The organism is Vibrio sp. Vb2131 (genome assembly GCF_033338535.1).
Lineage (GTDB): Bacteria > Pseudomonadota > Gammaproteobacteria > Enterobacterales > Vibrionaceae > Vibrio > Vibrio alginolyticus.
Map to the genome: position 1 here is coordinate 60,577 of NZ_JAWOSW010000009.1, position 26,524 is coordinate 87,100.

Genomic DNA, 26,524 nt, shown 5'->3' on the forward strand with positions numbered 1-26,524 from the left:
TTTCTTTTGAGTCAAGGTAACATTTTTCTTGTGACAAAATGTGTGTGAGGACCTATTTATTCATTTTGTCTCGCAGAATCAACGTACTTGGCTCGGTGTTTCGTATATATGATCCACTATATGTCTAGTTATTCCTCGTATATTGTATTGTTGAAATCCGGAGACTAGACATGTTTGCACTCAAACATCTTCCTCTTGCATTGAGTTGTGTCTTAGCAGCACAAGTGAATGCGAGTATGAATATTCAGCCCGATCCGCAAAATCCGAATGGTTATGTTATTGCTCGTGGTGACGTTCAAGCCGTAGAGCAAAGCAAAACTTCTGATCCTATGTATGCCATTTGGTCACAAGCATTAGAGACACGCCCGAACTCAGTGGTTGAAGCGATTGTTCCAGGGGCGACAACCAACCCAGAAAACGTGAAGCGTGTAGAGCGTGTATTCCCCGAAAGTGAGTGGGACTTCCTGACTCAAATGGCGGCACCTGAATACACTTACACGCGTTTCCTACGTGCAATTGGTAAGTTCCCTGCATTCTGTGGTGAGTACACAGACGGTCGTGATTCGGATGCAATTTGTAAAAAATCGATCGTGACAGCGTTTGCTCACTTTGCACAAGAAACCGGTGGCCATATTTCGATTGATAACGTATCGGATAATCCGCTAGGGTTGGAAGAGTGGCAGCAAGCTTTGGTTCATGTGCGAGAAATGGGATGGTCTGAAGGGCAAGAAGGTTACACAACAGGTTGTGGTCAAAATGACTGGCAAAACAAACGCTGGCCATGTGAGTCTGGACAAGGTTACTTTGGACGTGGTGCAAAGCAGCTTTCTTACCATTTTAACTATGGCGCGTTCTCTGAAGTGATGTTTGATGGCGATGCATCTGTATTGCTGAAAAATCCAGGCTTGGTTGCGGATTCGTGGCTGAACTTAGCATCGGCTATCTGGTTCTTCCTAACCCCACAAGCACCGAAACCTGCAATGCTACATGTGATTGACCGTACTTGGGTGCCTTCACAGCGTGAGCTTGATGCTGGCATTGGTTACGGCTTTGGTACCACCATCAACGTGATCAATGGTGGTATTGAGTGTGGAGAGCAAAACAAAGATAAAGGTCAACCTGTTAACCGTATTCGCTATTGGGAAGGACTTGCCGCTCATTATCAAATTCCAATTGAAGCCGATGAGACCAATACCTGTTGGCAGCAGACGCCTTACGGCAGCTTAAATCTGAATGGTGCGACAGACGTGTTGTACACCAACTGGGATGGGAACTGGAAATACTACTCAGATCGTCCGGGAGGCCACTCTTTTGAATGTGAACTTGTTGGTTTCCAAACGGCTTACTCTGCGCTAGTTGCGGGTGACTATGAGAAATGTGTAACTAACTTCTACCAATCTCATGCGGGTTGGCCAGAAGTTCGTGTAGTTGACAAGTTAGACCCAGTGGATCCGGTCGATCCGCCTGTAGGTGGTGTGGCAGCTTGGGATTCTGGCAAAGTATATAACACGGGTGATCAAGTTTCTTACCAAGGTGCTGTTTACGAAGCGAAATGGTGGTCACAAGGTAATGAGCCAACGAAAGGAGACCCTTGGAAGCTGGTTTCAGGCACTCCTACGGAGCCGCCTACAACGGAACCTGAACCACCGGTGACTGAGCCAGAGCCGCCAGTAACCGAGCCAGAACCACCAGTGACAGGCAATTTTATTCAGTGGGAGCCGGGTGTAACGCAAGTCGCTAACGGCGATAAAGTGACGTACCAAAACAAATGTTTTGTTGCGAAAAATGGCCCAGGAGTGTGGGAAAGCCCAACGCAAAGCAACTGGTTCTGGGACGAGATTTCTTGTCAGTGACCGAGTAAAAAACAACCTAACCATCTATAAAGACTCTGCTTTTTTGCAGGGTCTTTTTTTATATATGTAGTGGTTTATTTATGGAATCTAAGTTTTCAATAACAGCTTTTCTCTTTTGTTCTGGAGCCCATTAAAATTCGCGCGCATTTTTTATCAACATTTTTGAAAAAAGGTATTTGTACATGTCGACAAAACTGGCTAACCCAGCACCGCTAGGTCTTATGGGTTTCGGTATGACCACTATTCTGCTCAATATTCATAATGCAGGATTTTTCCCAATTGACTCTATGATTCTAGCGATGGGCATCTTTTACGGTGGCCTTAGCCAAGTAATCGTTGGCATCTTGTGCTTTAAACGCGGTGATACATTCGGCACAACTGCGTTTACTTCTTACGGTCTATTTTGGCTAACATTGGTTGGTCTAATCGTAATGCCTCACATGGGTCTTCCTGCAAGCCCTGCAAGCTTTATGGGTTGGTACCTAGCGCTTTGGGGCATCTTCACTGGTTTCATGTTCATTGGTTCTCTATGTTACCCAACAGCGAAGCAAGTGGTATTTGGCTCTCTAACTATCCTGTTCTTCTTGCTTGCTGCTCGTGATTTCACTGGTAGCGAAGTGATCGGTGCTATCGCTGGCTTCGAGGGTATCTTCTGTGGCGCAAGTGCAATTTACTTCGCAATGGCACAAGTACTGAACAACGAATTTGGTCGTGAAGTGTTACCTGTAGGTAAAGCAAAAATCGCTCGTAAAGTTGAAGCGGTTATCGCCTAAGCTGCTACTCATAATGAAGAAAGGGGGATTAACCATTGGTTAATCCCCCTTTTTTATGTCCTCAATCGGACCACTGCTTTTTCTTATTTATGTGATAACGCTATGTTGATGGTTGCTCAACAGTTTCTGCGCTATTGCTGTCTGCCGTTGGTGCTTTACCCGTTTTACGTCGGTACTTATCTTCCCAGTAATCTGCGCCTTTAATGCCCAGTGCAACAGGGTTAAATGTAAAATCGGTCACACCACGTTTTTGTTGCTCTTCGTAGTCGTTCAGTGCTTTGAGTGCAGGCTTCGACATAAAGAAGATGATCAAAATACCGATGATGTTTAGCCACGCCATCAGTCCTACGCCTACATCACCCATCGCCCATGCTAAGTTGGCGGTTTTCACGGTTCCGTAGAACACGGATGAAATAATGATGACTTTCAGAATAAACATCAGTCCATTTACTTTGAACGTACGACGAATGTAAGCAATGTTCGTTTCTGCAATGTAGTAGTAAGCCAGAATGGTCGTAAACGCGAAGAAGAATAGAGCGATTGCGATGAATGGTTTACCCACGCCAGGTAGTGCGCTTTCGATCGCCATCTGTGTAAACACAGGACCATTTGCACCAATATCCGCTGGTAGGTTTTGAACCAGGAATGTACCTTCAATCGCACCATTTACGTTGTACGCGCCAGTGATAAGAATCATGAACGCGGTTGCTGAACACACAAGTAGTGTATCGATGTAAATAGAGAAAGATTGAACAAGACCTTGCTGAGCTGGGTGATCAACACTCGCTGCTGCTGCTGCGTGAGGACCAGTACCTTGACCTGCTTCGTTGGAGTAGACACCACGTTTTACACCCCAGCCGATTGCTGCACCAACGCCTGCCATTGGTGTGAATGCGTCACCAATGATCATGCCGAAAATGCGTGGAACCTCACCAATGTTTAGAAGGATGATGACAAACGCAGTAATGATGTAAGCTAACGCCATAAATGGCACAACGACTTGGGTAAAGTTCGCGATACGCTTTACGCCACCAAAAATGATGAAAGCCAAAATGACACAAACAACCGTACCAGTGAAAATTTTAGCAAAACTGAAGGTACCAATAGCGGTTTCAATCATGTCACCTGAGCCAAATGCGGCTTCTACTGCGTTACCGATACTGTTCGATTGAACGCCAGGAAGTAGAACACCACAAGCAAAGATGGTCGCGATAGCAAAGATCCAAGCGTACCATTTTTGTCCCATTGCTTTCTCAATATAGTAAGCAGGGCCACCACGGAACTCGCCTTCGTCTTCTTCTTTATAAATTTGTGCAAGTGTTGATTCTGCGTATGCGGTTGCAGCGCCAAAGAAGGCTACGACCCACATCCAGAATACGGCGCCTGGGCCACCGAAACCGATAGCAGCAGCAACACCAGCAATGTTACCTGTACCTACACGGCCAGACAGTGAAACGGCAAGTGCCTGAAATGATGATATCCCTTTTGTTGAACTCTTCCCTGAAAGTAATAAGCGCCACATCTCAAAGAAGTGACGAATTTGTACAAAACGCGTCATGATTGAATAGAACAAACCTGCGCCAAGGCACAAATAGATCAGTACCGGGCTCCAAATAATTCCATTCAGAAAATCAACTAATGACTGCATGAGTATTTTCCCTGTTAGTTGTGTTTGTGGTTGTTTTTCACACAATACATTACCCTTTATGTAATGCAATTGTTAACTTTTTTAGCTACAAATCCTTTGTAGCGTGATGATGAACACAGAATGGAGAGTAGTTGTTAAAATTTGGTTCTTGTTGCTTATTTGCTCCTTTTAGGTAGAAGATTTGCCTTATGATTAATTATGCAGCACATTGTCATTTAAATGTGCTGCGATTTTGATGAGTTAAAAATGCCAGTGGTTATGCATTTTGTGGAGTAAGTGTCTGCCTGTTTTTTGTTCAGTCATGTCCTCAGGCGTAACGACAAAGGTTAAGCTCCGCATTATCCATCACTTTTGTTTTTTCACCTTTCATTACGCTTGCTAGCAATTGACCTGAACCACAAGCCATCGTCCAGCCCAGAGTTCCGTGCCCGGTGTTAGTAAAAAGGTTATCGTATTTAGTCGCGCCGATAATTGGTGTGCCATCAGGCGTCATTGGCCTAAAGCCGCTCCAAAACTCAGCTTGGCTGAAGTCACCACAACGAGGAAAAAGATCACGGATGACCATTTCGATGGTGTTTTTGCGCTTTTGTGGAAGGGAAGCATCAAACCCTGCTAATTCTGCGGTGCCAGCTACGCGAATTCGGTCATCAAATCGAGTCATAGCGACTTTATAGGTTTCATCCATCACAGTAGATCGAGGAGAGAAGTGTTCATCTTCCATCGGGATGGTGAGTGAATAGCCTTTGACAGGGTAGACCGGAATATCAATATCGAGTTGCTTGAGTAGCGCTGTAGAGTAGCTGCCAGAGGCCACCACATATTGGTCTGCTTTAAATTGTCCTCGGTTCGTTTGGACACCTATGATCTTTTTACCTACTGTAACCCAATTGCTTACTTCAGTATCGAACTCAAATCGGACACCGTGTGCCTTAGCAAGCTCCGTTAGTTGTTGGCAAAATTGATGGCAATCGCCCGTTTCGTCATCAGGTAGATGCAAGCCACCAACCAGTTTGTCTTTCACAAGTGCAAGCCCTGGCTCTTGTTCAATACATTGTTCGACGTCCATTAGCTTAAATCGGGTTCCGCTTTGTTCAAGGAGCTGCATGTCCTTTTCAATAGCTTGCAGCTGTTGATGTGTTCGGAATACTTGCAAGGTCCCAAACTGACGTCCTTGATACTCAATGGCGTGTTCTTGGCGTAACTGTTCTAAGCAAATACGGCTGTGGTTAGCGATCGAAAGCATGCGAGCCTTGTTAACTTGATAGCGAGGTAGGGTGCAGTTCGCGACCATTTTACTCGCCCAGCGGATCATGTCGGCATTCAGAGTGGGTTTGATTTTAAGTGGAGCATGCTCCTCCATTAACCACTTAATGGCTTTAACAGGAACACCAGGCGCAGCCCAAGGCGAAGAATAGCCATATGAGATCTGCCCGGCATTGGCGAAGCTCGTTTCCATGGCACTGCTTGGTTGGCGGTCAATGACGGTAACTTGATAGCCTGCTTGAGATAAATACCAAGCAGAGGTTAAGCCGATAACGCCGCTGCCTAATACGATGACTTCCATTGATGCACTCCACACATTTATCAGAGTGCTCAGTTTCTTTTCTTTACCTTTTGTTAACAATCGATATAAATTACACACAGCGTTTAGAAAAACTATAGGCTCAAGGATGAAAAGTAATCTGATAAGTGGCTTGTGTCTATTTAGCCAAGTCGCGGAGTACAACAGCTTTACTGGTGCTGCAAGACATTTACACCTCACCACTGGTGCCATAAGCCAACAAATTATTCATTTGGAAGCGTTATTAGGTTTTACTTTATTTGAACGCCACTCTCGCGGTACTCGTTTAACCGTAAAAGGCTCTCAGTTACACCAAGCGACGCAGTTTCACTTTTCGGAACTGAGCAAATTGCTTGATGAGCTCAAAGTAGAAAAACAAACCAATGAAATTCGTTTGAAGTTGACGCCTTCTTTTGCTTTCAAATGGTTAGTCCCAAAGCTCGAAAGCTTCCATCATGATAATCCGGATATCCAAGTACAAATCTTTGCGGAAGGTGCGCTGGTAAATAGTGAGATAAAAGACTATGACGTCGCAATTGACTATGGTCTTCATCCTTATAGAAATGCTAACGCGGAGCTGATTTTGGATGAGCATCTGCTGCCGGTGATGAGTCCAAAATACCTTGAGGATCATGGCTGGCTAAAAACGTTGTTTGGTGAACAAAAAGCCTCAATGCCAGTGAAGCAATGGCAAGAGGCGACGCTACTACACGATGCGATGCCATGGGAAAAAGCGACGCGTGACTATGAGTGGCTATATTGGGCGTCAGCGATGGGGTTGGATTTTAAAACCGATATCGGACACTTTTTTAATCGAACGGATATGGCGATGTCTGCAGCCGAAGCAGGCGTTGGGATTGCGATGGCACGAATGGCACTGATTGAGGATGAATTGACGACAGAGCGTTTGGTTTCTCCATTCAAACCGATTCCTGCCAATGCAGGGTATTACTTGATCATGAACACACGTACGAATGCGACAGAAACGTTTCGTCACTGGTTACTTGGACAGTTGAATTAGCGTTTTATCTCTGTGATTCATCCCTACGTTATTTGTTGAAAAATTGGGCAATATAAGTTTTAAGCAAGGTAAGTGCTTTGCTTGCCGCTATTTGAGTGATGAAAGACAGGGAAGAACATGAAAGACGAAACGCTATCCATCCATTTTGGTTACGAAACTGACCCTACCACTAAATCTGTCGCGACGCCGATTTATCAAACAGTCGCGTACGAGTTTGACAACGCGCAGCACGGCGCTGATCTGTTTAACTTGGAAGTGCCGGGGAATATCTACACTCGCATCATGAATCCGACTAACGATGTTCTGGAAAAACGCATGGCGGCGTTAGAAGGCGGCATTGCTGGATTGGTCGTGAGTGCGGGGAGTGCAGCGATTAACTATGCAATTCTGACCTTAGCGCAAGCGGGCGATAACATCGTTTCTACGCCGCAACTTTATGGCGGTACTTATACCTTGTTTGCGCACATGCTCCCAAATCAAGGTATTCAGGTGAAGTTTGCTAAAGATGACAAGCCAGAAAGTTTGGCCGAATTAATTGATGAAAATACCAAAGCGGTGTACTGCGAGAGCATTGGGAACCCTGCGGGCAATATCATCGATTTAGAACGTGTGGCGGAGCTTGCTCATGCACAAGGCGTGCCTGTGATTGTGGATAACACCGTTGCGACGCCAGTGCTTTGCAAACCCATCGAATTTGGTGCGGATATCGTAGTTCACTCTCTCACTAAATACGTTGGTGGGCATGGCACCACATTAGGTGGCGTTATTGTGGATTCCGGTAAATTCCCTTGGGCACAGCACAAAGACCGCTTTCCTGTTTTCAACCAACCAGAACCTTCTTACCACGGCGTGGTGTATACCGAAGCGTTTGGTGAGGCGGCATTTATCGGGCGTGCGCGTACCGTACCACTGCGTAATACCGGAGCAGCATTATCACCGATGAATGCATTTATGCTTATGCAAGGGTTAGAAACGTTACCGCTGCGTATGGAGCGCCATACCGAGAACACACTCAAAGTGGCTGAATTCTTGGAACAGAATGACAAAGTCAGTTGGGTAAGTTATGCCGGATTGCCAAGTTCTGAACACTTCCATCTCGCCGAAAAATACATGAAAGGTAAGCCTTCTGCGATTTTGTCGTTTGGTTTAAAAGATGGTTATGACGCTGGTGTGCGTTTTTATGATGCTTTGAAAATCTTTAAGCGTTTGGTGAACATTGGCGATGCAAAATCATTGGCTTGCCATCCTGCATCGACGACTCATCGTCAATTGAGCGAAGCAGAACAAAAACAAGCTGGTGTGTCTCCAGAGATGATTCGTTTATCGGTGGGTATTGAACATATTGACGATATTCTAGCCGATTTAGAACAGGCACTAAACGCGTAAAACGATTCTTTTTTTAGCTTTGGGTTACCCATAGGCCAGTCTTTAAAAAAGCTGGCCTATTTTTATTTTATTGTTTAAATATCAAAGGTTTTGGTGTTTTTGGTTTGTGGTATTCCAAAAGCTCATAGAGGGTGAGATTTATTCTCTTGTCACGTTTGGGTTTGTTCCTGATGATGTGTGCATGTATTACACATTGGAAGGGACTCAAATGTCTTACGTATTTCACCGTCACTGCCATGCCACGCTGCCAATCATCGATAGAGGTGAAGGTGTTTATCTATTCGATAAGCATGGAAAGCAGTATCTCGATGCTTGTGGTGGGGCTGCGGTATCAAACCTTGGCCACAGTCATCAAGCCGTTAAAAAAGCGATGTTGGAACAGATCGAGCGAGTGCCGTTTGCTCATACTGGATTTTTTACTAGTGATAACAGTGAGCGCCTAGCAGAATTGGTTTGTCAGCACATGCCTGAACAGTTCAACCATGTGTATTTAGTCAGTGGAGGATCAGAAGCGGTGGAGTCGGCACTAAAAATGGCGCGGCAGTATTTCGTGGAATCAGGTAAGCCAGAAAAAAAGCAATTCATCGCGCGTCAGCAAAGTTATCACGGTAATACCTTGGGGGCTCTGGCTGTCGGAGGTAATGAATGGCGACGTGAACCGTTCAAACCCATCTTACACCCGAGCCATCATATCGCCCCTTGCTATGCTTATCGTTATCAGCAGAGTCATGAGTCGGAATTGGATTACTCATTGCGAGCGGCGAATGAGCTAGAGGCAAAAATTCTTGAGTTGGGGGCTGATAATGTCATGGCTTTTGTCGCTGAGCCCATTGTGGGAGCCACCGCTGGAGCTGTGCCTGCCACACAAGGTTACTTCAAGCGTATTCGCGAAATATGCGACCAGTACGATGTGTTATTGATCTTGGATGAAGTCATGTGTGGCGTTGGACGCAGTGGCAGTTTTTTTGCGTTTGAGCAAGAAGAGGCAGAACCCGATCTGGTGTGTATGGCTAAAGGGCTTGGTGCGGGTTATCAACCTATTGGCGCGGTGGTTGCGAATGATCGAGTCTATCAAGCTATTGCTGATGGAAGCGGTTTTTTCCAACATGGTCATACTTTTATGGCGCACCCTGTGGCGTGCGCTGCTGCCGTGGCGACCATTCAAACCATCTTCCAAGATAATTTGTTAACGGCGGTGAATCGGCAAAGTGCTTTGCTGCGTAATGAGCTTACTTCTGCATTGGCCCATTTACCGTACATTGGCGACATTCGTGGTAAAGGTTTGTTTTTTGGCATTGAGCTGGTGGCGGATCAAGAAAGCAAGGCGCCTCTGAGTAAAGCCACATTGGCAGACAAACACATCAAACAGCGAGCAATGGAAAATGGCTTAATGTGCTATCCAATGGGCGGAACGATTGATGGCGTTAATGGGCACCATATCTTGCTTGCGCCGCCATTCATTATTCAGCCTCACCATATTGATGAGCTAGTTGGCAAACTCTCATTAACGCTAAAAGAGGTAGCGAAGGAATGGAATTAGAAAATCGATGTATACGAGAGCCTATCGCTATTATCGTGGCCCCAAACGGTGCAAGAAAAACTAAGCACGATCACGCCAGCTTACCCATGACAAAAGACGAACTGGTTGCAGAGGCTATCGCTTGTCAAACGGCAGGGGCTGCCATGATCCATTTACATGCTAGAGACGCCAACGGACGTCATTCATTAGACATCGACGACAACATGGCAATTTACCATGCCGTGAAAGAAGCGGTGGGACAAAACATGATGGTACAGCTCACCACAGAGGCGGTGGGCTTGTATTCTCCGCCACAACAGATGGCGTTAGTTAAAGCTGTGAAACCAGAAGCGGCTTCTTTTGCATTGAGGGAGTTAATCCCTGATCGCGCAAGTGAGAAAGAAGGGCATGCCTTTTTCCATTGGGTGGCAGAACACAACATCGTGAGCCAAATTATTCTCTACGATGCAACCGACATTGAACGTTATTTCCAACTGCGTGATGCGGGCGTGTTACCTAAAACGCATCAGCATGCATTAGTGGTGTTAGGGCGTTATCACCAAGCTCAACAGTCTTCGCCATGGGATTTACGAGGTTTGAATTTGGCGCGTTTTGTCGAGGAAGAAATTCGATGTGCCATTTGTGCTTTTGGCGCGCGAGAGCAAGACTGTTTAGCGAGTGCGATGTTACTTGGATTCGATGTGAGAGTGGGGTTTGAGAATAACCACGTCGATGTGGCAGGCGAATTAGCAATCAGTAACGCGGCTCAGGTGGAAGCTCTACGCGATGTGGCGCATCGCTTTGCTATTCCTTTACACAGTGCGCAAAGTTTGCGTTCAGCTTTGAAGTAAATCTGCTCGCGGAAAAGAAAAAAAGAAGAAAGGAAAGTAAAAAGGCTCCATCGGAGCCTTTTCGGTATTTGTCGTTAGTTCTCAGTTTGCGCTACAGGTTGACGAGCGGGATGTTTGATAAACACCGCGACAACAGCCGCTATCGCTAATGCAAAACAGTAGTAAGAATTGGCAACTACTTCAAGTGGCGATAGGTTGAATACGGAACCTAGCAGCAGTACTTGAGCACCGTAAGGCAACACGCCTTGCACCACGCATGAGAAAATGTCTAACAAGCTTGCTGAGCGGCGAGGAGAGACATTATTCTCTTCCGCCAGTTGGCGAGCAACGCTGCCCGATACAATGATGGCTACGGTGTTGTTTGCCGTACAGCCATTGACCATTGATACCAAACCTGCAATACCTAGCTCGCTTGCACGACTGTTCGCATGCTTAGAGTGACTAGAGCCAAACGCGTGGATAAGGCTACTAACGAAATTTGTTAGAAAAGCAAGACCACCTTGGCGACGCATCAGTTCACTCAAACCACCAATCAGCATGGATAACAAGAAGATCTCTTGCATGTTACCAAAGCCTTTGTATACGTCTTGGGCTAGATTAGTTAGTCCGTAATTGTCAATCGATGCCAAGCTCACGCCGCCAGCCAAAAGAATGCCAATCGACAGAACCACAAACACATTCACACCAGATACCGCTAGGATCAAAATAGTGATGTACGGCAAGACTTTTAGCCACTCAATATCGCCAGTTTCAGGCACTTGAGTCGCGGTACTGTTGAAAGCGAACACTGCAATCGCGATCAACGCCGCAGGTAAAGCAATACGAATGTTCTCTTTAAACTTGTCTTTCATCTCACAACCTTGAGAGCGTGTCGCCGCGATGGTGGTGTCAGAGATGATAGAAAGGTTATCACCAAACATAGCGCCGCTCAGCACAACGCCTGCGGTTAACGGTAAGCTCATTCCTGCTGATTCAGCAATCCCCAACGCTACGGGGGCAACGGCTGCGATGGTACCCATCGAAGTCCCCATTGCTGTTGCGATAAAAGCAGAAATCAGAAAAATGCCCGGTAAAATCATGCTGGTTGGAATAGCGGATAAACCAAGGTTCACTGTTGCATCAACACCACCAGAGGCTTTTGCTACCGCAGCAAAGGCACCTGCAAGCAGATAGATCATACACATTGCGATGATGTCTGGGTGGCCAACACCACGCATGAAGTGTTCGATTGAGCGGTTAAGTTTCTCTTTACTTAAAAGAAACGCAATGATGATGGCTGGTAATACCGCGATGGGTGCAGGCAGCTGGTAGAAGGCAAATTCCACGCCTTGCAAAGATAAGTAAGTGCCTACGCCAATAAATAGTGCAAGGAATACAATTAATGGGATCAGTGCGACCGCAGACGGTGCAACTGTTTTAGTAGTTTGTTGGGAACCGGACATGTAAACGACAATGTTAATGATAAGAGAGAAGAGCAGACTAATATCACATTTCTACATTGTCAACGTCTAGACGTCTAAATGGCTGTTTAAATTTTGCACGTAAAGAAAAAGATAAAAGCTCGTGTTGCGTATCTCACTGATACCACGAGCTTTAGTTATGCGCTAATGAAGAGACTGTCGTTATTGCATTGATTTGGCTTTTTTGCGTTTAACAATACCTAAAACCATCCACGTAAATAAGACAGCAGCAAATGCCCATACCAGATATTTGTATTCGGTGTACAGGTTGCTCAACACGCTTAAATGTTCAAATGCAAAGTGAGTTAACAAGCTGAATACCAATACCCAAACCGTCGCCGCGAGGGCGTTACCGAGCAAAAACTCTCTACGTGGCATTTTCGCGATACCGCATGCAAGAGGCATAAATTGCTTCATTCCTTCAATAAAGCGGCTGACCACCAAGCACGTAGGGCCGTATTTCTGGATAGTCAATTGAAGCGTTTGCATCTTCGGGCTGGAAATGTAGCCTTTTTTATCTAACCACCCCTCAAAGTAATAACCGATTAAGTAGCCACAGGTATTACCAAAAAAGCAGCTCAGCCACGATACCATCATTACCATACTTAGGTTCATGACTTGTTCTGACGAGAGCAAAGATGCCGCGATCATCAGTGATTGACCAGGCATCGGGATACCTATCCCTTCTAGAAATATACTGACAATCAGCGCAACGTAGCCGTATTGCTCAAGCAAAGGCTTCATTGACATGAGAAGTTCGTTAATATGTTCCAAAAGCTTTCCCCTAATAAAAGCGGAACGAAGTTGGAGTGATACTCCGAATGTCCTATTGGGTCAATTCTTGTTTCTCACCGTTGAGAAAAACTGACATGCCTCTGATAATTGCGCAGAATCAACCTGCAGCTGGCTTTACTCGCCGCCACGCTCTTTGGTAGCGGCGAACTAGGGAGAACCTTATGACTCTTTGGCTTTGGTGAATGCGCCATACAAATCAAGGCGGCGATGACGTAAGTTGGTGACAGAGCCTTCGGTATTAAGCTGTTTCAACTTAGTCAAATCAACATCAGCGAAGATTATCATTTCGGTGTTGGCGCTTGCTTCTGTCAAGGTCGCATCGTGTGGGAAATAGATATCCGACGGTGAGAATACGGCAGATTGTGCGTACTGGATATCGACATTATCAACACGAGGTAAGTTGCCGACACTGCCCCCAATTGCAACGTAGCATTCGTTTTCGATGGCTCGTGATTGGGAACAGATTCGTACTCGTTGGTAGCCATTTTTTGTGTCTGTCCAGAAAGGAACGAACACAATTTGTGCGCCTTGCTCGGCGAGCATTCTTCCCAACTCTGGGAACTCGCTGTCATAACAAATCAGTATGCCGACTTTGCCTGCATCGGTTTCGAACACCTGAACATTGTCACCACCGTCGATCACCCAGTCTTTTTGCTCATGGGGCGTGATGTGAATCTTATATTGAGCGTTTATTTCACCATCTCTTTGCAGTAAGTAGGCCACATTATACAACTTGCCATCTTCGATGACGGGCATACTGCCAGCAATAATGTTGATGTTGTAGGTGACTGCCATCTGCGAGAAGCGGTTTTTGATCTCTTCTGTAAAGCTAGCCAAAAAGCGAATTGCTTCGACGGAATTTTGGTCGTTTTGCAAGCCCATCAGCGGCGCGTTAAAGAATTCAGGGAATAGGGCGAAATCGGCTTTGTAGTTCGCAAGAGAAGAAATGAAGAACTCAGCCTGATCGAGCAAGTCCTCTAAGTCATTCATGGCGCGCATTTGCCACTGCACAACACCAATACGAATCAGCGTTTTTTCTACATCATGTACGGATTGAATATCCTCTTCGTAGAAGAAGTTATCCCACTCCAGCAGAGTTGCGTAGCCTTTAGAAGCACTATCCTCTGGCAAGTAACCGCGCATAATACGTTTTACATCGAAGTCGTTTGCAAGCTGAAAAGACAAAATAGGATCGTGAAGCTCACGGCGTTTTATTTTGTCGATGTACTCTGCAACGCTCAGTTCATCTGCGTATTGGTGGTAATTAGGAATGCGACCACCGGCTAAAATTGCTTTGAAGTTCTTACTACGGCAAAGCTCTTTACGCGCATCATACAAACGTCGACCTAAACGTAGCCCTCGATAGTCCGGGTGGACAAATACATCGAGACCATACATGGCGTCACCGGTCACTTGGTTTTGGATGACGTTGTTCTCGGTGATGATGTCGGTGTACAGGTGAGGAAGTGAAAATCGGTTGTAGTCCACTTTGATTGTTAGCGCTGCGCCGACAATTTTTCCGTTATCCTCAATACAGATTTGTCCATCAGGAAACTGATGAATAAGATCCATGATGGTCAGGCGTGGCCATGAGCCACCAACATCAGGAAAAACAAGGTCCATTAATTCCGCGAGCTCTGGGTAATCGGCCGGCTCAATGGTGCGTAAAGAGAGTCTTGGCGTGTTGCTGTCCATATCCTACTATCCATTTATCCTTTTTAAATAGTATGGATGAGAATGCCATAAATTTGAGCAGACAGATACCGAAGTCTTTGAGTTGTTTTGGTTTACCTAAACGAGTTTAAAGAAACAACATTAACTTAGCTTGCTCTTCAGCCATTCGTGAAATGCCACTACTTTTTTAGCTGAAAGTCGATAATTTGGAATCATCACGTAATAACCATAACCGCTCTGTAAAGAGAGGTTGAGAACATGCTGAATGTCCCCTCTTAAAATCGAATACTGCGCCATAAAATCGGGAAGCAAGGCGAGCCCTTTTCCCATTCTGACAGCTTCGCAAGCTAGGTAAAAATGTTCGACGCCTACAGGTTGATAGGTAACGGGAGATTCTACAGTGTAGACAGCTTTAAATTGCTCCCATAGCTGAGGGCGAGTGATTTGAGGTATAAAAGGATAATTGCTAACAGCGTGCACACTCTCAATTGCAGGAGCATTTGTGCAACCGACTAATAACAATGTTTCTTCGCACAGTAAGTTGCTGTATTCATAATGTGTGGATAATGGAAGGCAGCGAATATGTAAGTCACTTTCGTTGCTCGAATCTTTGACGTTCCCATCCCCGGTACAGACTCTTACTCGGATGTTAGGATGTTGCTGGTGGAAGTCATCAATATTAGGTATCAACCAAAGGCTGGCAAAAGAAGGGGTTACGTCCACGGTGAGTAATTCTTGCTTTGAATCTGACTGGATTAAGTTGGCAGTTGCATGCTGAATAAGCTCCAAAGCTTCTGTGACTTGCGGCAGATAACGCTTGCCCTCTTCGGTTAACTCAATACCACTCGCCCCTCTTTGTATTAAAGGTAAACCCACCAATTGCTCCAGCGATGCGATTTGTTTGCTTACTGCGCTTTGCGTAATACATAGGGCATCCGCTGCTTTAGAGAAACTGAGGTAATTAGAGACCGCGACAAACGTCCTTAATGCTCGAATAGAAGGGTATTCACTGCCTTTTAACATACTTCTGTTCCATTAAACTCTGCTTAGGCAAAGAGTAGAATATTCACGGCTTGAAGCAAAGTAAGATGCAACGTATGTGTGATTAGCTTCCTTTCTTATAAAAACTAGCTAAGCGTTTTTTTGACTGATTAATCTACAAGAGTATTTTAGATGTTTATTTAATTTCTTTGAAAAATCTACAAATTAACAAGAATCTTTTTCACATCATCGATTAACCTCAATTTAGTATTGTTTATATAAAGTAAACAGACAGATCTTTTTTTCTGTTTTTGTTCGGCGTTCTTTAGAGGATTGTCAGTATTCTATAAAATTAAATATATTTTTCATTAATTTAAAGTTGGCATTGCATTTGCTCTTTACTATTCGAACCTTCAATGGAGCTTATATTAGGAGAACGAAATGAAAAGCAATGTTGTTACTTTGATTAGCCTTTTTTCTTTAGCAACGTTTAGTACTTTATCACATGCTGCGGACTCCAACGATCATGGTGTATATGTTGGCGCCAACTACGGTTACTTAAAAGTTGATGGACAAGATGACTTTGATGATGACAGCGATGTTATTCAAGGTTTAGTTGGTTACCGTTTTAATCCTTACTTAGCGTTGGAAGGTGGTTACATTGATTTCGGTAGCTATGGTAATAACCTAGCAAATGCCGAAACGGACGGTTACACCGCAGCACTAAAAGTTACAGCCCCTATTGCTGATCGTGTCGACCTTTACGCAAAAGGCGGTCAAATGTGGTACTCGACGGATTACAACGTTGCGGGCTTCCAAGGCAACAAAGATGATGAAGGTGTATTCGCTGGTGCCGGTGTTGGTTTTAAAGTTACTGATAACTTCTTAGTTAACGCAGAATACATGTGGTACGACGTAGAACTCAATGCGGAGAATGTCGCGAACGGTGCAAACACGGAAACAGACTTTAACCAAGCATCACTAGGTGTGGAATATAGATTTTAATATTGTTAACAACTCTAAGCCCTAATAAAAAGCGAAGCCTAAATAGCTTCGCTTTTTCTGAACTCAATCTAGTTGAGGATAATAGAGCGTTTTTTAGAATAATTGTTCGTGCCTTTTACTGTCACTCTACTATATTTAGAGCATTTCTAACATGACTATCTAACCTTCTTACTAGTCTCGAAAAACAAAGTTTTATCACTCTATAAGTAATACTCGATAGGTCGATCGCTGCGCTACCTGACATTACATTCATGTGACCTAAAATACCGCGAACGTGTTCTGTATACTCGTTTTTTAGTTTTGAGATGTACGCCATAGCTTTAGCTAGTTGATCCCAAGCAGTAAGGCCTACAGTTGCTATTTGTTGTATTATATGACCCAGACCTGAAATTCTTAATAAGGTCAAAATTGAAGAGACTATTTTACTTACCCAACCATCAGTCATCCGAGCATTATATCTATTGTTGAAGTCAAGAAATACGTTGCGTTCTAGGTAAGCTTGAGATTTGGGTTGTAGTGCCGACCACTCATTACTTGTAGCGGTATTGACATAACCCGGAACAGATTTTTTTCCTAGTCCATGAGCGCAGAAGTAGATGCCAGAACTTCCATCTAGCCGATACTCAATACCACCGTGAGTAAATGGCCAAAGAGGAGACATAGGAACTGGATCTGCGCCATGAGTGCAGCGATAGGAAGAATCTAACTCCCTTCTTGCGTATGGTTTAAAGCCAACTTTTGGTGCGCCAAAAGTATATAGGTGTACGCTATAGCCGTACTGACTCTTCACCCAATCTGCCGCTAATGAAGCAAGAGCACCACCTAAACTATGACCTACACAGTGTATTGCCTTCGGTGCTTTCATGTTCTTTTTCGAATAACCAGCGATGTATGCTGCAAGTTGTGGCTTTATCGTATTGAAGAGATTTACAAAACCTGCATGTACCCTGTAACCGGATGAGGTACCTGATATCCCAATGTTTCCATCGGTCATAATGTCGCCGATGTTTACTTGAGTGCCACGGAAGGAAAATACCAAAGTATCGGCAAACTCGCCCTTACCTCGACCTATCGCTACAAAATCTGATGTCATTCCACCAAATCCCATAAAGCCACTTGTCGTTCCTTTTTTGACATCATTCCTTAGATCAAATGTAAAAAACTTTGCTATATAACCACTAACGTTACGAACATTAGTTGCGAATACAGAATAAGGGATTTCTGCGATTCTAGATGATAGTTTTGGTGAGAGTGATTGCATTCTTTAATTTCCATATAAGTCAGAGTCAATATATCCAAATAAATCACATTGACTATTTACGTAGTAGTCATCGTTTTCGTCATCATCAATTGAAAAAGCAAAGTACTTAAGAGGGTTTGCTGCATCACAGACTAGATTAGCCATATTGTTTTTTACGTAATCCTCTATTTCATAGCCATCGAACGAACCTTCCCAAATAATAACGCTTTCATCAATATCTAGTTCTGTGGTTAAAACAATAGTTACATAATGTTCAATAAGCGGGATCTTAACGCTCTCTTTGTTCTCATACACAGGAGAAAATTCAAACCGACCATTGCTGTTAGTAAATGTTGATAAGTCTATTGATTTTCCTGAAGCGCTTAAACCAATACTAAGACTAACCTTTTGGTTATTAATCGGCTTCCCTTTTTTTGTTAGCACACCATTGATTTGTGGTGTGTATTGGTTAACTTTATCGCTATTCAATATACTCTCTCCAAAACTCATATTAATGCTCAACAATATGATTGTAATAAATCCAACTAAGTAATTTCTCACATCGACTTTTTTCATTTTAAAAATCTATAAATGTATATGTATTGTGTGTTTTTACAATATTTAATGCTAACTATGTGATTCGTACTGCATTGCCCTTGTAACTTGTGAATTTGAAAATTACATTTTTAGATTTATGTTTATCTACTTGACCGATTTTTATTAGCATTAATAAAGTTTAAATCTGGAATACTCAGTCTACGCTAACCTTAGGTAGTTATATTGTATTGGATTTTTTAGGCTTTCATCAGGTAATGTGGAAGCAAAATAAACGAGAGCTATCGAATGGGAAAGAGCTCTATAAATACTAGGTTTCAGACAATGAAATCGTATTGAAAATAGTTAATTAGTCGCTTGATCAAGAGGTGTTTTTATTACTTTACATCGTAATGCTAGATTGACTTGATAATTTATTTTTCCGCCAATTGTGATAACCAAGAACAAAAGAAAAGGCTTATTGAGTATCTTTTGATGGTTAGTGATAAACCCAAATTGTTCAACTTTAACCCATCATAATTCTATAACTTAGATTTAGCACTCGTAGTTGTTGATACCCCAAAAACTTAGAACACTTTAAATCGAAGAGCATATAGTACACACTTTTGTCCTTGAATGAGTTCTTCTGAACTTCCATGTGTTTTTGGTGGTGTATTTATGAGCGTATCGCCTGTTACTTAATACTCAACGAGTTTTTAAATCGGTGTACGTTCAGAGTTATGCAGTAATGCTCGTGAAAAGTTATCAGGTAGCATGAGTGCGTGAGAAAAGAAGACAATGTGGATAGTGGATAGTGGATAGTGGGTTGTTGATACAAAAAAGGCCACCCGAGGGTGGCCTTTTCCAAACGTTTGGTGGAGCTGGCGGGAGTTGAACCCGCGTCCGAAAACCGTTCATCATCGGTACTACATGCTTAGTCGATCTTTAATTTCGCCATCCACCTGCGAACCGACACGCTAATGAATGACTAGCCTGAATTAAAATTCGCCGTTCATCTCTCAGGCGGGAGAATCCGGGCTAGCGCGTTTGGGTTTGATCCCTCGTTATTCCCCGTCTTACGTGCGGAAGCTAGGGCGAGAGAGCTCTTAGCAGGTTATTAAGCTGCTAGTGCGTAGTTTTCGTCGTTTGCGACTATTTTTTTGCGGTTTGTTAACGAGGCCTACCGCACCTCGGCATGCACCTCAGACTTCTGAATTCCCGTCGAATCCTAAATCAGCCCCAGGTAATATTCGCATAGTAACAGAAAAGCATTGGCTGTCCAGTACTATGCGTTTAAGTGGTCAAGATTAACGCAGCGCGCTCTTCATTACGCGTGCTTTTTCTCTTGCCCAGTCTTTTTCTTTTAGATCCGTACGTTTATCGTGCAGCTTTTTGCCTTTTGCTACGCCAATTTTTAGTTTCACCCAAGAGCGAGACCAGTACAGTGAGAGGGCCGTTAATGTCATACCTTCACGGTTTACACGTCCGAATAGGTTATCCAGCTCACGACGACTCATTAGTAGTTTACGCACACGTGTAGGGTTCGCCACAACGTGTGTCGATGCCTGGTTTAAAGGAGTGATTGTCATGCCACTCACAAAGGCTTCACCGTCACGCATAAATACGTAACTTTCAGAAATATTGGCTTTACCTTGGCGAAGGGCTTTCACTTCCCAACCTTGGAGCTCCAAGCCAGCTTCGATTTCATCATCGATGAAATACTCGTGGCGAGCTTTTTTATTCAGCGCGATAGTATTGCTACCCGCTTTTTGTTTCGTTTTTTTCTTTGCCATAATAGCGTCATTATACGGGTTGGATATCGGATAGGAAATCCTTTTATTTGCGCAATCGTGGAATAAAAGTAAAATTGGCGAGTAGCTTTAAATCTGTACATGTATCGATAGGAGTATGTATGAAGCAAGTCAGCCGTTCTGCGCTTGTGTCTTTTAGCGCCGAACAGATGTTCAATCTGGTTAATGATGTTGCTAAATACCCTGAATTTCTGCCTGGTTGCTCGGGCTCTAGAATCATTGAGTCTTCGGGGAATGGTATGGTGGCTTCTGTCGATGTGGCGAAGGCTGGAATCAGCAAAACGTTTACGACTTCAAATGAGTTGATCCCCGGTCAGGCAATTATGATGAACTTGGTGGATGGCCCGTTTAAGACGTTGCGTGGTGGTTGGATTTTTACCGCGCTAGATGAGCAAGCTTGCAAGGTTGAACTAAAGCTTGAGTTTGAATTCTCAAGTAAAATGATTGAGATGGCCTTCGGTAAGATTTTTAACGAGCTTACTAGTAATATGGTAAATGCATTTACTAAACGCGCAAAACAGGTCTACGAGTGTTATGAGTATTGAGTCAGATATGATTCACGTTGAGGTTGTCTATGCTCTTCCTCATGAACAGCGTGTATTTAACTTAGTGGTAAATAATCACGCAACGGTAGAAGAGATCATTCGACAATCCGGTGTATTGGAGTTGTACCCTGAAATTGATTTGTCCAAGAACAAAGTGGGTGTGTTTAGTCGTAACGTGAAGTTAGATGCGACCGTTCGAGATCGAGATCGAATAGAGATTTATCGTCCGTTACTCGCCGATCCGAAAGAGATTCGCCGTAAACGGGCGGAGCAGGCTAAAGCCGAGGGGAGTGCAGACCCAGTCACCGGTGGCAAGCCTAGTTCTGTACGTAAAAATAAGCAGGATTAATATAAACCCAATAGCTCATGTGAGTTACTCAAAGTTTGACTAACGTGATTTCTATGTAATAAAAAACCTCCCAAACGGGAGGTTTTTTTGCAAAAGTCAGTTTACTGAATTTGCTCGTAAAATGCGTCACTTTTTGGAAAGTCACCACTGATGTCTGCGAGTGTGCCTTGGTCATTAAAGTTTACAATCAGATCTTTCTGTACTGGTTCGCCATGGCCAGGAGTATGATGATAGATGTAATACCAAGTGTTTGGATAGCCGTTTTCAATAAGCATTGGCGACCCTAATACGAAGCGAACCTGTGCTTTAGTCATCCCAAACTTTAATTTATCAACCGCACTTTGTTCTACATAGTTGCCTTGGTTGATATCAATACGATAAACCAGTCTTTCCAATACCGAACATCCTGTCAGCAATGTCATTGCTAATGGTACGGCAACTAACCACTTCTTTAATTGCATAATAATTTCTTAGTAACCTTTAAAATACTGCGCTGATAATAAACAAGCTCGACGCAGATGTAAAAAGCTATGCGTCGTATGGTAGACAATCTGACAACGAATTTTGAGTTGAGTTGCATTTATTCACCGATATTAGGCGGTAAATGTCACCACATGACGTATTAGTTAGGTGACGAAGAGCAAATTTCAATTGGAAGTAGGGTGATGGACGCTTTCAGCGGTGAGCAAAGCCTAGTGACTCGTTAGTCGGTTTTGGCGAATTCGCGTAATGCATCACCTGAAAAACGATAATACTCTTTTTCATGAATTAGTGTTGCACCAATTGAGCGGTAAAACTGACCTGCGGTAGGGTTACTACTTTCAGCTGTCCAGTCCAACCTTTGGCATCCACACTTGATCGCCAAAGATGCCAGATACTTCATTAACTTGAGACCAACCCCTTTTCCTCGAACCTTCGAAGATACGAACAGATCTTTTAAGTACATCTGCCCTGAGAGTTTTGGGGCAGGGAACATGACGGTATAAGATGCAAAGCCTACGACGTCATCATTATCGTAAACCGCAATGATATTAACACCAGAATGTTCAGAGAAGACTTGGCTCTTTAGATAATGGACCAGATCGTGTTTTGATGAAGCTTTTTCTTTGAAGTAGTAATGTTCTAACTCAATAAAAATAGGGATGAGATCTAAGCAGTTGGTTTTGTGTATTGCTCTGATATCCATATCTCATCCCTTGTTGATTTATTAAGCGGCGATAAGCAGTTCTTTTGCGTTTGCCAACGTTGAGTCGGTTATTTGACTACCACCAAGTAAGCGAGCTAATTCTGCCACACGTTGTTGTTCATCTAATGCGTGCATTTGGGTTTCGGTTTGGCCTGCTTTGGTTTGCTTAGCAACAAACATTTGTTGATGGCCGCATCCGGCAACTTGAGGGAGGTGAGTGACACACAATACTTGAGTAGATTCGCCAAGCTTGCGTAGCATTTTGCCCACTACGGCAGCTGTTGGGCCACTAATACCTACGTCCACTTCATCGAAGATTAAACTTGGTGTATCTACTTTCTGAGCGGTGATCACTTGGATAGCTAGAGAGATACGTGATAGCTCACCGCCTGACGCAACTTTTGCTATAAGTTGCAATGGTTGTCCCGGGTTGGTCGATACTAAGAAGCACACGCTGTCCATGCCAAGCGGCGATGGGTGCGTGTTGTCATTGCTAACTTCGATACTGAATACTGCTTTCTCCATGCTCAATTCGTGCATGCTTTGTGTGATCAGTTTGTTCAGTTCTTTTGCGTAACGGCTGCGTGATTTGTGCAGTTTTTCTGCTTGTGTTAGAAAGCTTTGGTACTTGTGTTCTACTTCTTGAGCAAGTTCATCTAAACGTTCATCGGAGCAATCTAACGCTTCTACTTGGGCCAGAAGATCTTGATGATGCTGGTAGAGTTCTTCTGGCATTACGTGGTGTTTACGAGCTACAGACAGCACTTTAGAAAAACGTTCTTCTACATAAGCCATACGAGCTGGATCAACATCGATGCCATCTAAGTAGCTGCGTAATTCATTCTTCGTTTCTTCAAGTTGAATCATCGCTTCTGACAGCATGTTAGGTAGCTCAGATAGCTTTTCATCTAATTCGGCTAATTGAATTAGGGAGTGATTGGCCGATTGCAAAATACCAAGCGCATTGACTTCTTCACCTTCGTAAATAAGTTCGATGGCTTGCTGACAGGTAGTGGCGAGTTCACCACTGTTGGATAGTCGTTTATGCTCTTGCTCGAGCTCTGCAAATTCTTCTTCACCTAGCGATAACTCATTCAGTTCTTTGATTTGGTATTCAAGCAACTGTTTTTGCGCCTGGTTTTGCTGGCTATTTTCTTTTAGCTGCTTGAGGTTATTATCCGCCTGACGCCAATGCTGGTAAGCACTTCGTGTGCTTTTTAGTAGGTTTAAATGCCCAGCATATTGGTCGAGCATGGCCATTTGGTGCTCACTTTTCATCAATTGATGATGAGCGTGCTGCCCATGGATATTGATAAGTAGCTGCCCTAGAGATTTGAGTTGTGATAGTGGAACAGGGCTGCCATTAATGAAGGCTCTTGAGCGGCCTTCTTTTGTGATAATACGACGCAAAATACACTCACTGCCATCTAGCAGATCGTTATCTTCTAACCAACGTGTTGCATGTAAGTTGTTGTCCAATAAAAAAGCGGCGCTAACTTCGGTTTTCTCTTCACCTTGTCGCACCATGCCGGCATCGGCTCGTCCGCCTAAGCAGAGCCCTAAAGCATCGATAGCAATGGATTTACCCGCGCCTGTTTCACCTGTAATGGTGGTCATGCCCTTAGAAAGCTCGAGTTGTAAAGACTTAACAATCGCAAAATTATTAACACTTAGATGAGCCAGCATTTTATTTACCTGTATAACTGAACAACACTGTATAAGAGAACAGTATATACTGTTCTCTTATACAGTAAAGTCAGGTAGGGAAAATTTTCTTTGTAGGCTGTTTTTTTGTGATGAAGTGGGAAAAATGAGCCGATGTGATTACAACGACTCATTAAAATTGAACAGGTTACGGACGAGTTGGGTTAATCGTTAGTGGTTCTAGTGTGACGACTGCATTCACACCTGCACCTGGGTGATCTACGTATGAAGTATCTTGCATTAGAGTGTAGTAAACGTCGACGAAGTCATCATCATTCGTGAGTACACCATCGGGGATAGTGTCGATGATCTTGTTCGTGATTTGCGGAATAATCGCGTAAGCCTGAACTTCTGGATCTGGAATCGCTTTCAATACTTCTTCGGCAACTTGAACAAGGAGTTTTGCCAATTGTTTATAGTCTGTGCCGTCATCTTGCTCCATGAGCACAATGTCTGCCGCACCCCAGCGGTAACGAGACCAGTGAATAATGATCTGATTTGGATAGTAATCTTGGTTATCGTAGTCTAAGTATGGAAGCTCCACCAAATCGAGAGTAGGTTCATCACGACTTGGATTGACGCCCGTTACGATAGCGTAGATTTCTGCCTTGCCAGAGATCCAAGGTTCTTTGTCATCGGCTAGACGGATCTTTTTCAACTGCGTGGTTTGAATTGGAGCCGCTTCGCCCACTGCGCTACTTGACAATAACGGTGTATTTTGGCGTTGTTCATCAGCAATATATGGTTGAACTAAAGCTGGTTGACCGAGTTTTTTCATCTCAGCTTGCATAGCTTGCAAGCCTGCTTTTAGCTCTGCAGAGCTATTGTTATCAACGACAAGTACAGGTACCTCAGGGAGCTGGTAAACATCGAGTTGATGGATGTTGCCATAAACATCAAATGCTTCGATGTATTGCCAATTCTCATCATCACCACTTGGTTCAAATGCAAATAATGGCTCGACCTCGCCACTTTGCCATGCTGTTATCATGGCTTCATTTGCCAAGCGAACTTCTAACAACGGATCTGAGTATTCAGAAATACCTTTCCAGCTACGAATTTGAGTGTCAGCTTGTACAAGCTGGCGGCTGAACTCTGAGTTAGGGTTTTGCTTAACAAATGCTGATACAGAAACGTTAGTCTGTTGCGGAGTAATATCTCTTCTCAGCATGGGTTCAATGGCAGCATAATTCTCACTCAATTGTTGAGCTAGGGCACGCTTCGTCTTAGTGATATCTTCCGCTTTTGCGTTGGATACACTGTTGACTTGCGTTTCCTCTGATTGGCAGCCAATAAGTGCTAATGTACTGAGAACAGACAGAATGATGGTTTTCTTCATAATATGTCCTTTATTGATTGTATGAAATAGAGTTAATACTCTATTCATGGTGAGAATATCACCGGACATAGATCATTGAATTTGCTTTTCTATCTTTTGTGTAAAGTTTGCCCACAGGATCAAAATTTATAAGCTTCTCTTTAATGATGACAAATATCGTGTCGCCTCACTACTTTGTGTCTATTTCTTGTCTAAGAAAGCCAAAAGCCAGTAGCAATTGAGCTGCTGGCTTTTTTATTGAAGTTATTACCCTGAGTAACAAGTGTTAGAACAATTTACTAGACCAGCCAAGCTTATTCCGTAAGACGTGATAGTAGCTGTAGTCTTTTGGATGGATGAGCTTTAGTACATTTGGACTTTGATAAATGTGAATTTCGTCGCCAGGGGTAACTGGAAGTGAGACTTGTCCATCACAGCTAACTTCTTGTGTTCCACGGTTTTCTGGTGATACCACCAATTTAATTCGACGTTTTCCATCAACCACCAAAGGTCGACTCGACAATGTATGAGGGAACATTGGCACGAGTGAAATGGCATTCAAGCTAGGAGAAAGAATTGGGCCGCCGCCAGAAAGTGAATATGCCGTCGAGCCAGTCGGAGTGGAGACAATCAAACCATCGGCCCGTAAAGAGAAGGCGAAGCTTTCATCAATATACACTTCAAATTCAATCATATGAGCAATTTGCCCTGGGTGAAGTACGGCTTCGTTTAGCGCAGCGTTATGGCTCTTTATTTGTCCGTGGCGGTGTACTTCCGCCTCTAAAAGAAAACGCTCCTCTTCAATGTACTCACCGTCGAGTACCGCTTGCAGAGACGCTTGGAAGTCGTCTGGGTTCAAGTCAGTTAAGAAGCCCAAATTTCCGCGGTTCACGCCTATAACTGGTACATCAAATCGGGATAAAATTCTTGCTGCACCTAGCATGTTGCCATCGCCACCAACCACAATGGCTAGATCGGCATTTTTTCCTAGTTCAACTAAGCTAGCAAACTGACTCTGTGGGATATCATCCAGTATTGCGGCAAGGCGATCGTCAATGAATACTTTATAGCCCTCAGAGGTCAACCATTGGTACAACTCTTTATGAGTTTGAATTGCTTGTTGATCTCTTGGTTTTCCGATAATCGCGATCACGTTACATGGATTTTTCATAGCATTTCCGCATTAAAGAGGCTTGAATCAGGAATCTTCATCCCCATAATAATGGCAAGTCACCTAAATATGCGAATTTTTATGTGGTTAAAGCCCGCAAAAACGCGCATGGCTTTAAGGGCATTATGTTGAATTCTGG

The 26,524-nt window shown here is 43.7% G+C and carries 23 protein-coding genes and 1 other RNA gene; 9 read left to right on the plus strand and 15 right to left on the minus strand.

Going from position 1 to position 26,524, the window contains the following annotated elements:
* Positions 1-170 precede the first annotated feature (170 nt).
* Positions 171-1,853 (plus strand): chitinase, encoded by a 1,683-nt coding sequence (locus R7E38_RS11675; RefSeq protein ID WP_005381683.1) that lies wholly within the window; start codon positions 171-173, stop codon positions 1,851-1,853.
* Positions 1,854-2,035: 182 nt separating this feature from the next.
* Positions 2,036-2,626 (plus strand): acetate uptake transporter, encoded by a 591-nt coding sequence (locus R7E38_RS11680; RefSeq protein WP_226083915.1) that lies wholly within the window; start codon positions 2,036-2,038, stop codon positions 2,624-2,626.
* Positions 2,627-2,726: 100 nt separating this feature from the next.
* On the opposite strand, the gene R7E38_RS11685 is transcribed toward R7E38_RS11680, so the two are convergent.
* Together R7E38_RS11685 and R7E38_RS11690 are read right to left on the minus strand one after the other, a co-directional pair.
* Positions 2,727-4,274, minus strand: a complete 1,548-nt coding sequence (locus R7E38_RS11685) for an alanine/glycine:cation symporter family protein (RefSeq protein ID WP_005381681.1) — start codon at positions 4,272-4,274, stop codon at positions 2,727-2,729.
* A gap of 307 nt (positions 4,275-4,581) precedes the next feature.
* The gene (locus tag R7E38_RS11690) at positions 4,582-5,838 is read right to left on the minus strand and encodes a D-amino acid dehydrogenase (protein WP_017820572.1); all 1,257 of its coding nucleotides are present in this window, start codon (positions 5,836-5,838) and stop codon (positions 4,582-4,584) included.
* A 106-nt stretch (positions 5,839-5,944) separates the two neighbouring features.
* Between R7E38_RS11690 and R7E38_RS11695 the strand changes: the two genes are divergently transcribed.
* From R7E38_RS11695 to R7E38_RS11710, 4 genes are all read left to right on the plus strand, one after another.
* Positions 5,945-6,856 carry a LysR substrate-binding domain-containing protein gene (locus R7E38_RS11695; protein WP_226083923.1) on the plus strand — a complete coding sequence of 304 codons (912 nt, stop codon included), beginning with the start codon at positions 5,945-5,947 and terminating at the stop codon, positions 6,854-6,856.
* Between the two features lie 117 nt (positions 6,857-6,973).
* Complete coding sequence (locus R7E38_RS11700) at positions 6,974-8,242, plus strand: O-acetylhomoserine aminocarboxypropyltransferase/cysteine synthase family protein (protein ID WP_005381677.1); 1,269 nt, start codon at positions 6,974-6,976, stop codon at positions 8,240-8,242.
* Between the two features lie 208 nt (positions 8,243-8,450).
* Positions 8,451-9,782, plus strand: a complete 1,332-nt coding sequence (locus R7E38_RS11705; protein WP_047102134.1) for an aspartate aminotransferase family protein — start codon at positions 8,451-8,453, stop codon at positions 9,780-9,782.
* Positions 9,773-10,612, plus strand: coding sequence for a 3-keto-5-aminohexanoate cleavage protein (locus R7E38_RS11710; protein ID WP_053306537.1), 840 nt, complete (start codon positions 9,773-9,775; stop codon positions 10,610-10,612). The genes R7E38_RS11705 and R7E38_RS11710 overlap by 10 nt, the downstream gene beginning before the upstream one ends.
* 74 nt (positions 10,613-10,686) lie before the next feature.
* Here R7E38_RS11710 and R7E38_RS11715 read toward each other — a convergent pair whose 3' ends face one another.
* From R7E38_RS11715 to R7E38_RS11730, 4 genes are all read right to left on the minus strand, one after another.
* Positions 10,687-12,054 (minus strand): Na+/H+ antiporter NhaC family protein, encoded by a 1,368-nt coding sequence (locus R7E38_RS11715; RefSeq protein WP_017635705.1) that lies wholly within the window; start codon positions 12,052-12,054, stop codon positions 10,687-10,689.
* Positions 12,055-12,234: 180 nt separating this feature from the next.
* Complete coding sequence (locus R7E38_RS11720; RefSeq protein ID WP_226083973.1) at positions 12,235-12,822, minus strand: DedA family protein; 588 nt, start codon at positions 12,820-12,822, stop codon at positions 12,235-12,237.
* A 204-nt stretch (positions 12,823-13,026) separates the two neighbouring features.
* Positions 13,027-14,562, minus strand: coding sequence for a GNAT family N-acetyltransferase (locus R7E38_RS11725; protein WP_226083925.1), 1,536 nt, complete (start codon positions 14,560-14,562; stop codon positions 13,027-13,029).
* A gap of 120 nt (positions 14,563-14,682) precedes the next feature.
* Positions 14,683-15,564, minus strand: coding sequence for a LysR family transcriptional regulator (locus R7E38_RS11730; RefSeq protein ID WP_226083927.1), 882 nt, complete (start codon positions 15,562-15,564; stop codon positions 14,683-14,685).
* Positions 15,565-15,963: 399 nt separating this feature from the next.
* Between R7E38_RS11730 and R7E38_RS11735 the strand changes: the two genes are divergently transcribed.
* On the plus strand, positions 15,964-16,527 hold the full coding sequence (locus R7E38_RS11735) for a porin family protein (RefSeq protein WP_005381668.1): 564 nt from the start codon (positions 15,964-15,966) through the stop codon (positions 16,525-16,527).
* 121 nt (positions 16,528-16,648) lie between these two features.
* Here R7E38_RS11735 and R7E38_RS11740 read toward each other — a convergent pair whose 3' ends face one another.
* The 4 genes from R7E38_RS11740 to smpB form a co-directional block, all read right to left on the minus strand.
* Positions 16,649-17,788, minus strand: a complete 1,140-nt coding sequence (locus R7E38_RS11740; RefSeq protein ID WP_005383744.1) for a lipase family protein — start codon at positions 17,786-17,788, stop codon at positions 16,649-16,651.
* 3 nt (positions 17,789-17,791) lie between these two features.
* Positions 17,792-18,343 (minus strand): Ig-like domain-containing protein, encoded by a 552-nt coding sequence (locus R7E38_RS11745; protein WP_226083928.1) that lies wholly within the window; start codon positions 18,341-18,343, stop codon positions 17,792-17,794.
* A gap of 831 nt (positions 18,344-19,174) precedes the next feature.
* Positions 19,175-19,542: a transfer-messenger RNA gene (gene ssrA, locus R7E38_RS11750) on the minus strand.
* Positions 19,543-19,608: 66 nt separating this feature from the next.
* The gene (smpB, locus tag R7E38_RS11755) at positions 19,609-20,094 is read right to left on the minus strand and encodes an SsrA-binding protein SmpB (RefSeq protein ID WP_005381642.1); all 486 of its coding nucleotides are present in this window, start codon (positions 20,092-20,094) and stop codon (positions 19,609-19,611) included.
* Positions 20,095-20,213: 119 nt separating this feature from the next.
* Between smpB and R7E38_RS11760 the strand changes: the two genes are divergently transcribed.
* Together R7E38_RS11760 and R7E38_RS11765 are read left to right on the plus strand one after the other, a co-directional pair.
* A complete protein-coding gene (locus R7E38_RS11760) occupies positions 20,214-20,657 on the plus strand; it encodes an SRPBCC family protein (RefSeq protein ID WP_005381641.1) in 444 nt (147 codons plus the stop codon).
* A complete protein-coding gene (locus R7E38_RS11765; RefSeq protein WP_005381640.1) occupies positions 20,647-21,006 on the plus strand; it encodes an RnfH family protein in 360 nt (119 codons plus the stop codon). Before R7E38_RS11760 ends, R7E38_RS11765 begins: the two co-directional genes overlap by 11 nt.
* A 101-nt stretch (positions 21,007-21,107) precedes the next feature.
* On the opposite strand, the gene bamE is transcribed toward R7E38_RS11765, so the two are convergent.
* From bamE to nadK, 5 genes are all read right to left on the minus strand, one after another.
* On the minus strand, positions 21,108-21,467 hold the full coding sequence (bamE, locus tag R7E38_RS11770) for an outer membrane protein assembly factor BamE (protein WP_017820585.1): 360 nt from the start codon (positions 21,465-21,467) through the stop codon (positions 21,108-21,110).
* Between the two features lie 242 nt (positions 21,468-21,709).
* The gene (locus tag R7E38_RS11775; RefSeq protein ID WP_005381636.1) at positions 21,710-22,192 is read right to left on the minus strand and encodes a GNAT family N-acetyltransferase; all 483 of its coding nucleotides are present in this window, start codon (positions 22,190-22,192) and stop codon (positions 21,710-21,712) included.
* A gap of 21 nt (positions 22,193-22,213) precedes the next feature.
* Positions 22,214-23,878 carry a DNA repair protein RecN gene (gene recN, locus R7E38_RS11780; RefSeq protein ID WP_226083937.1) on the minus strand — a complete coding sequence of 555 codons (1,665 nt, stop codon included), beginning with the start codon at positions 23,876-23,878 and terminating at the stop codon, positions 22,214-22,216.
* Between the two features lie 166 nt (positions 23,879-24,044).
* On the minus strand, positions 24,045-25,235 hold the full coding sequence (locus tag R7E38_RS11785) for a DUF3103 domain-containing protein (protein ID WP_226083939.1): 1,191 nt from the start codon (positions 25,233-25,235) through the stop codon (positions 24,045-24,047).
* A 265-nt stretch (positions 25,236-25,500) separates the two neighbouring features.
* The gene (nadK, locus tag R7E38_RS11790) at positions 25,501-26,385 is read right to left on the minus strand and encodes an NAD(+) kinase (protein WP_005381631.1); all 885 of its coding nucleotides are present in this window, start codon (positions 26,383-26,385) and stop codon (positions 25,501-25,503) included.
* Positions 26,386-26,524 lie beyond the last annotated feature (139 nt).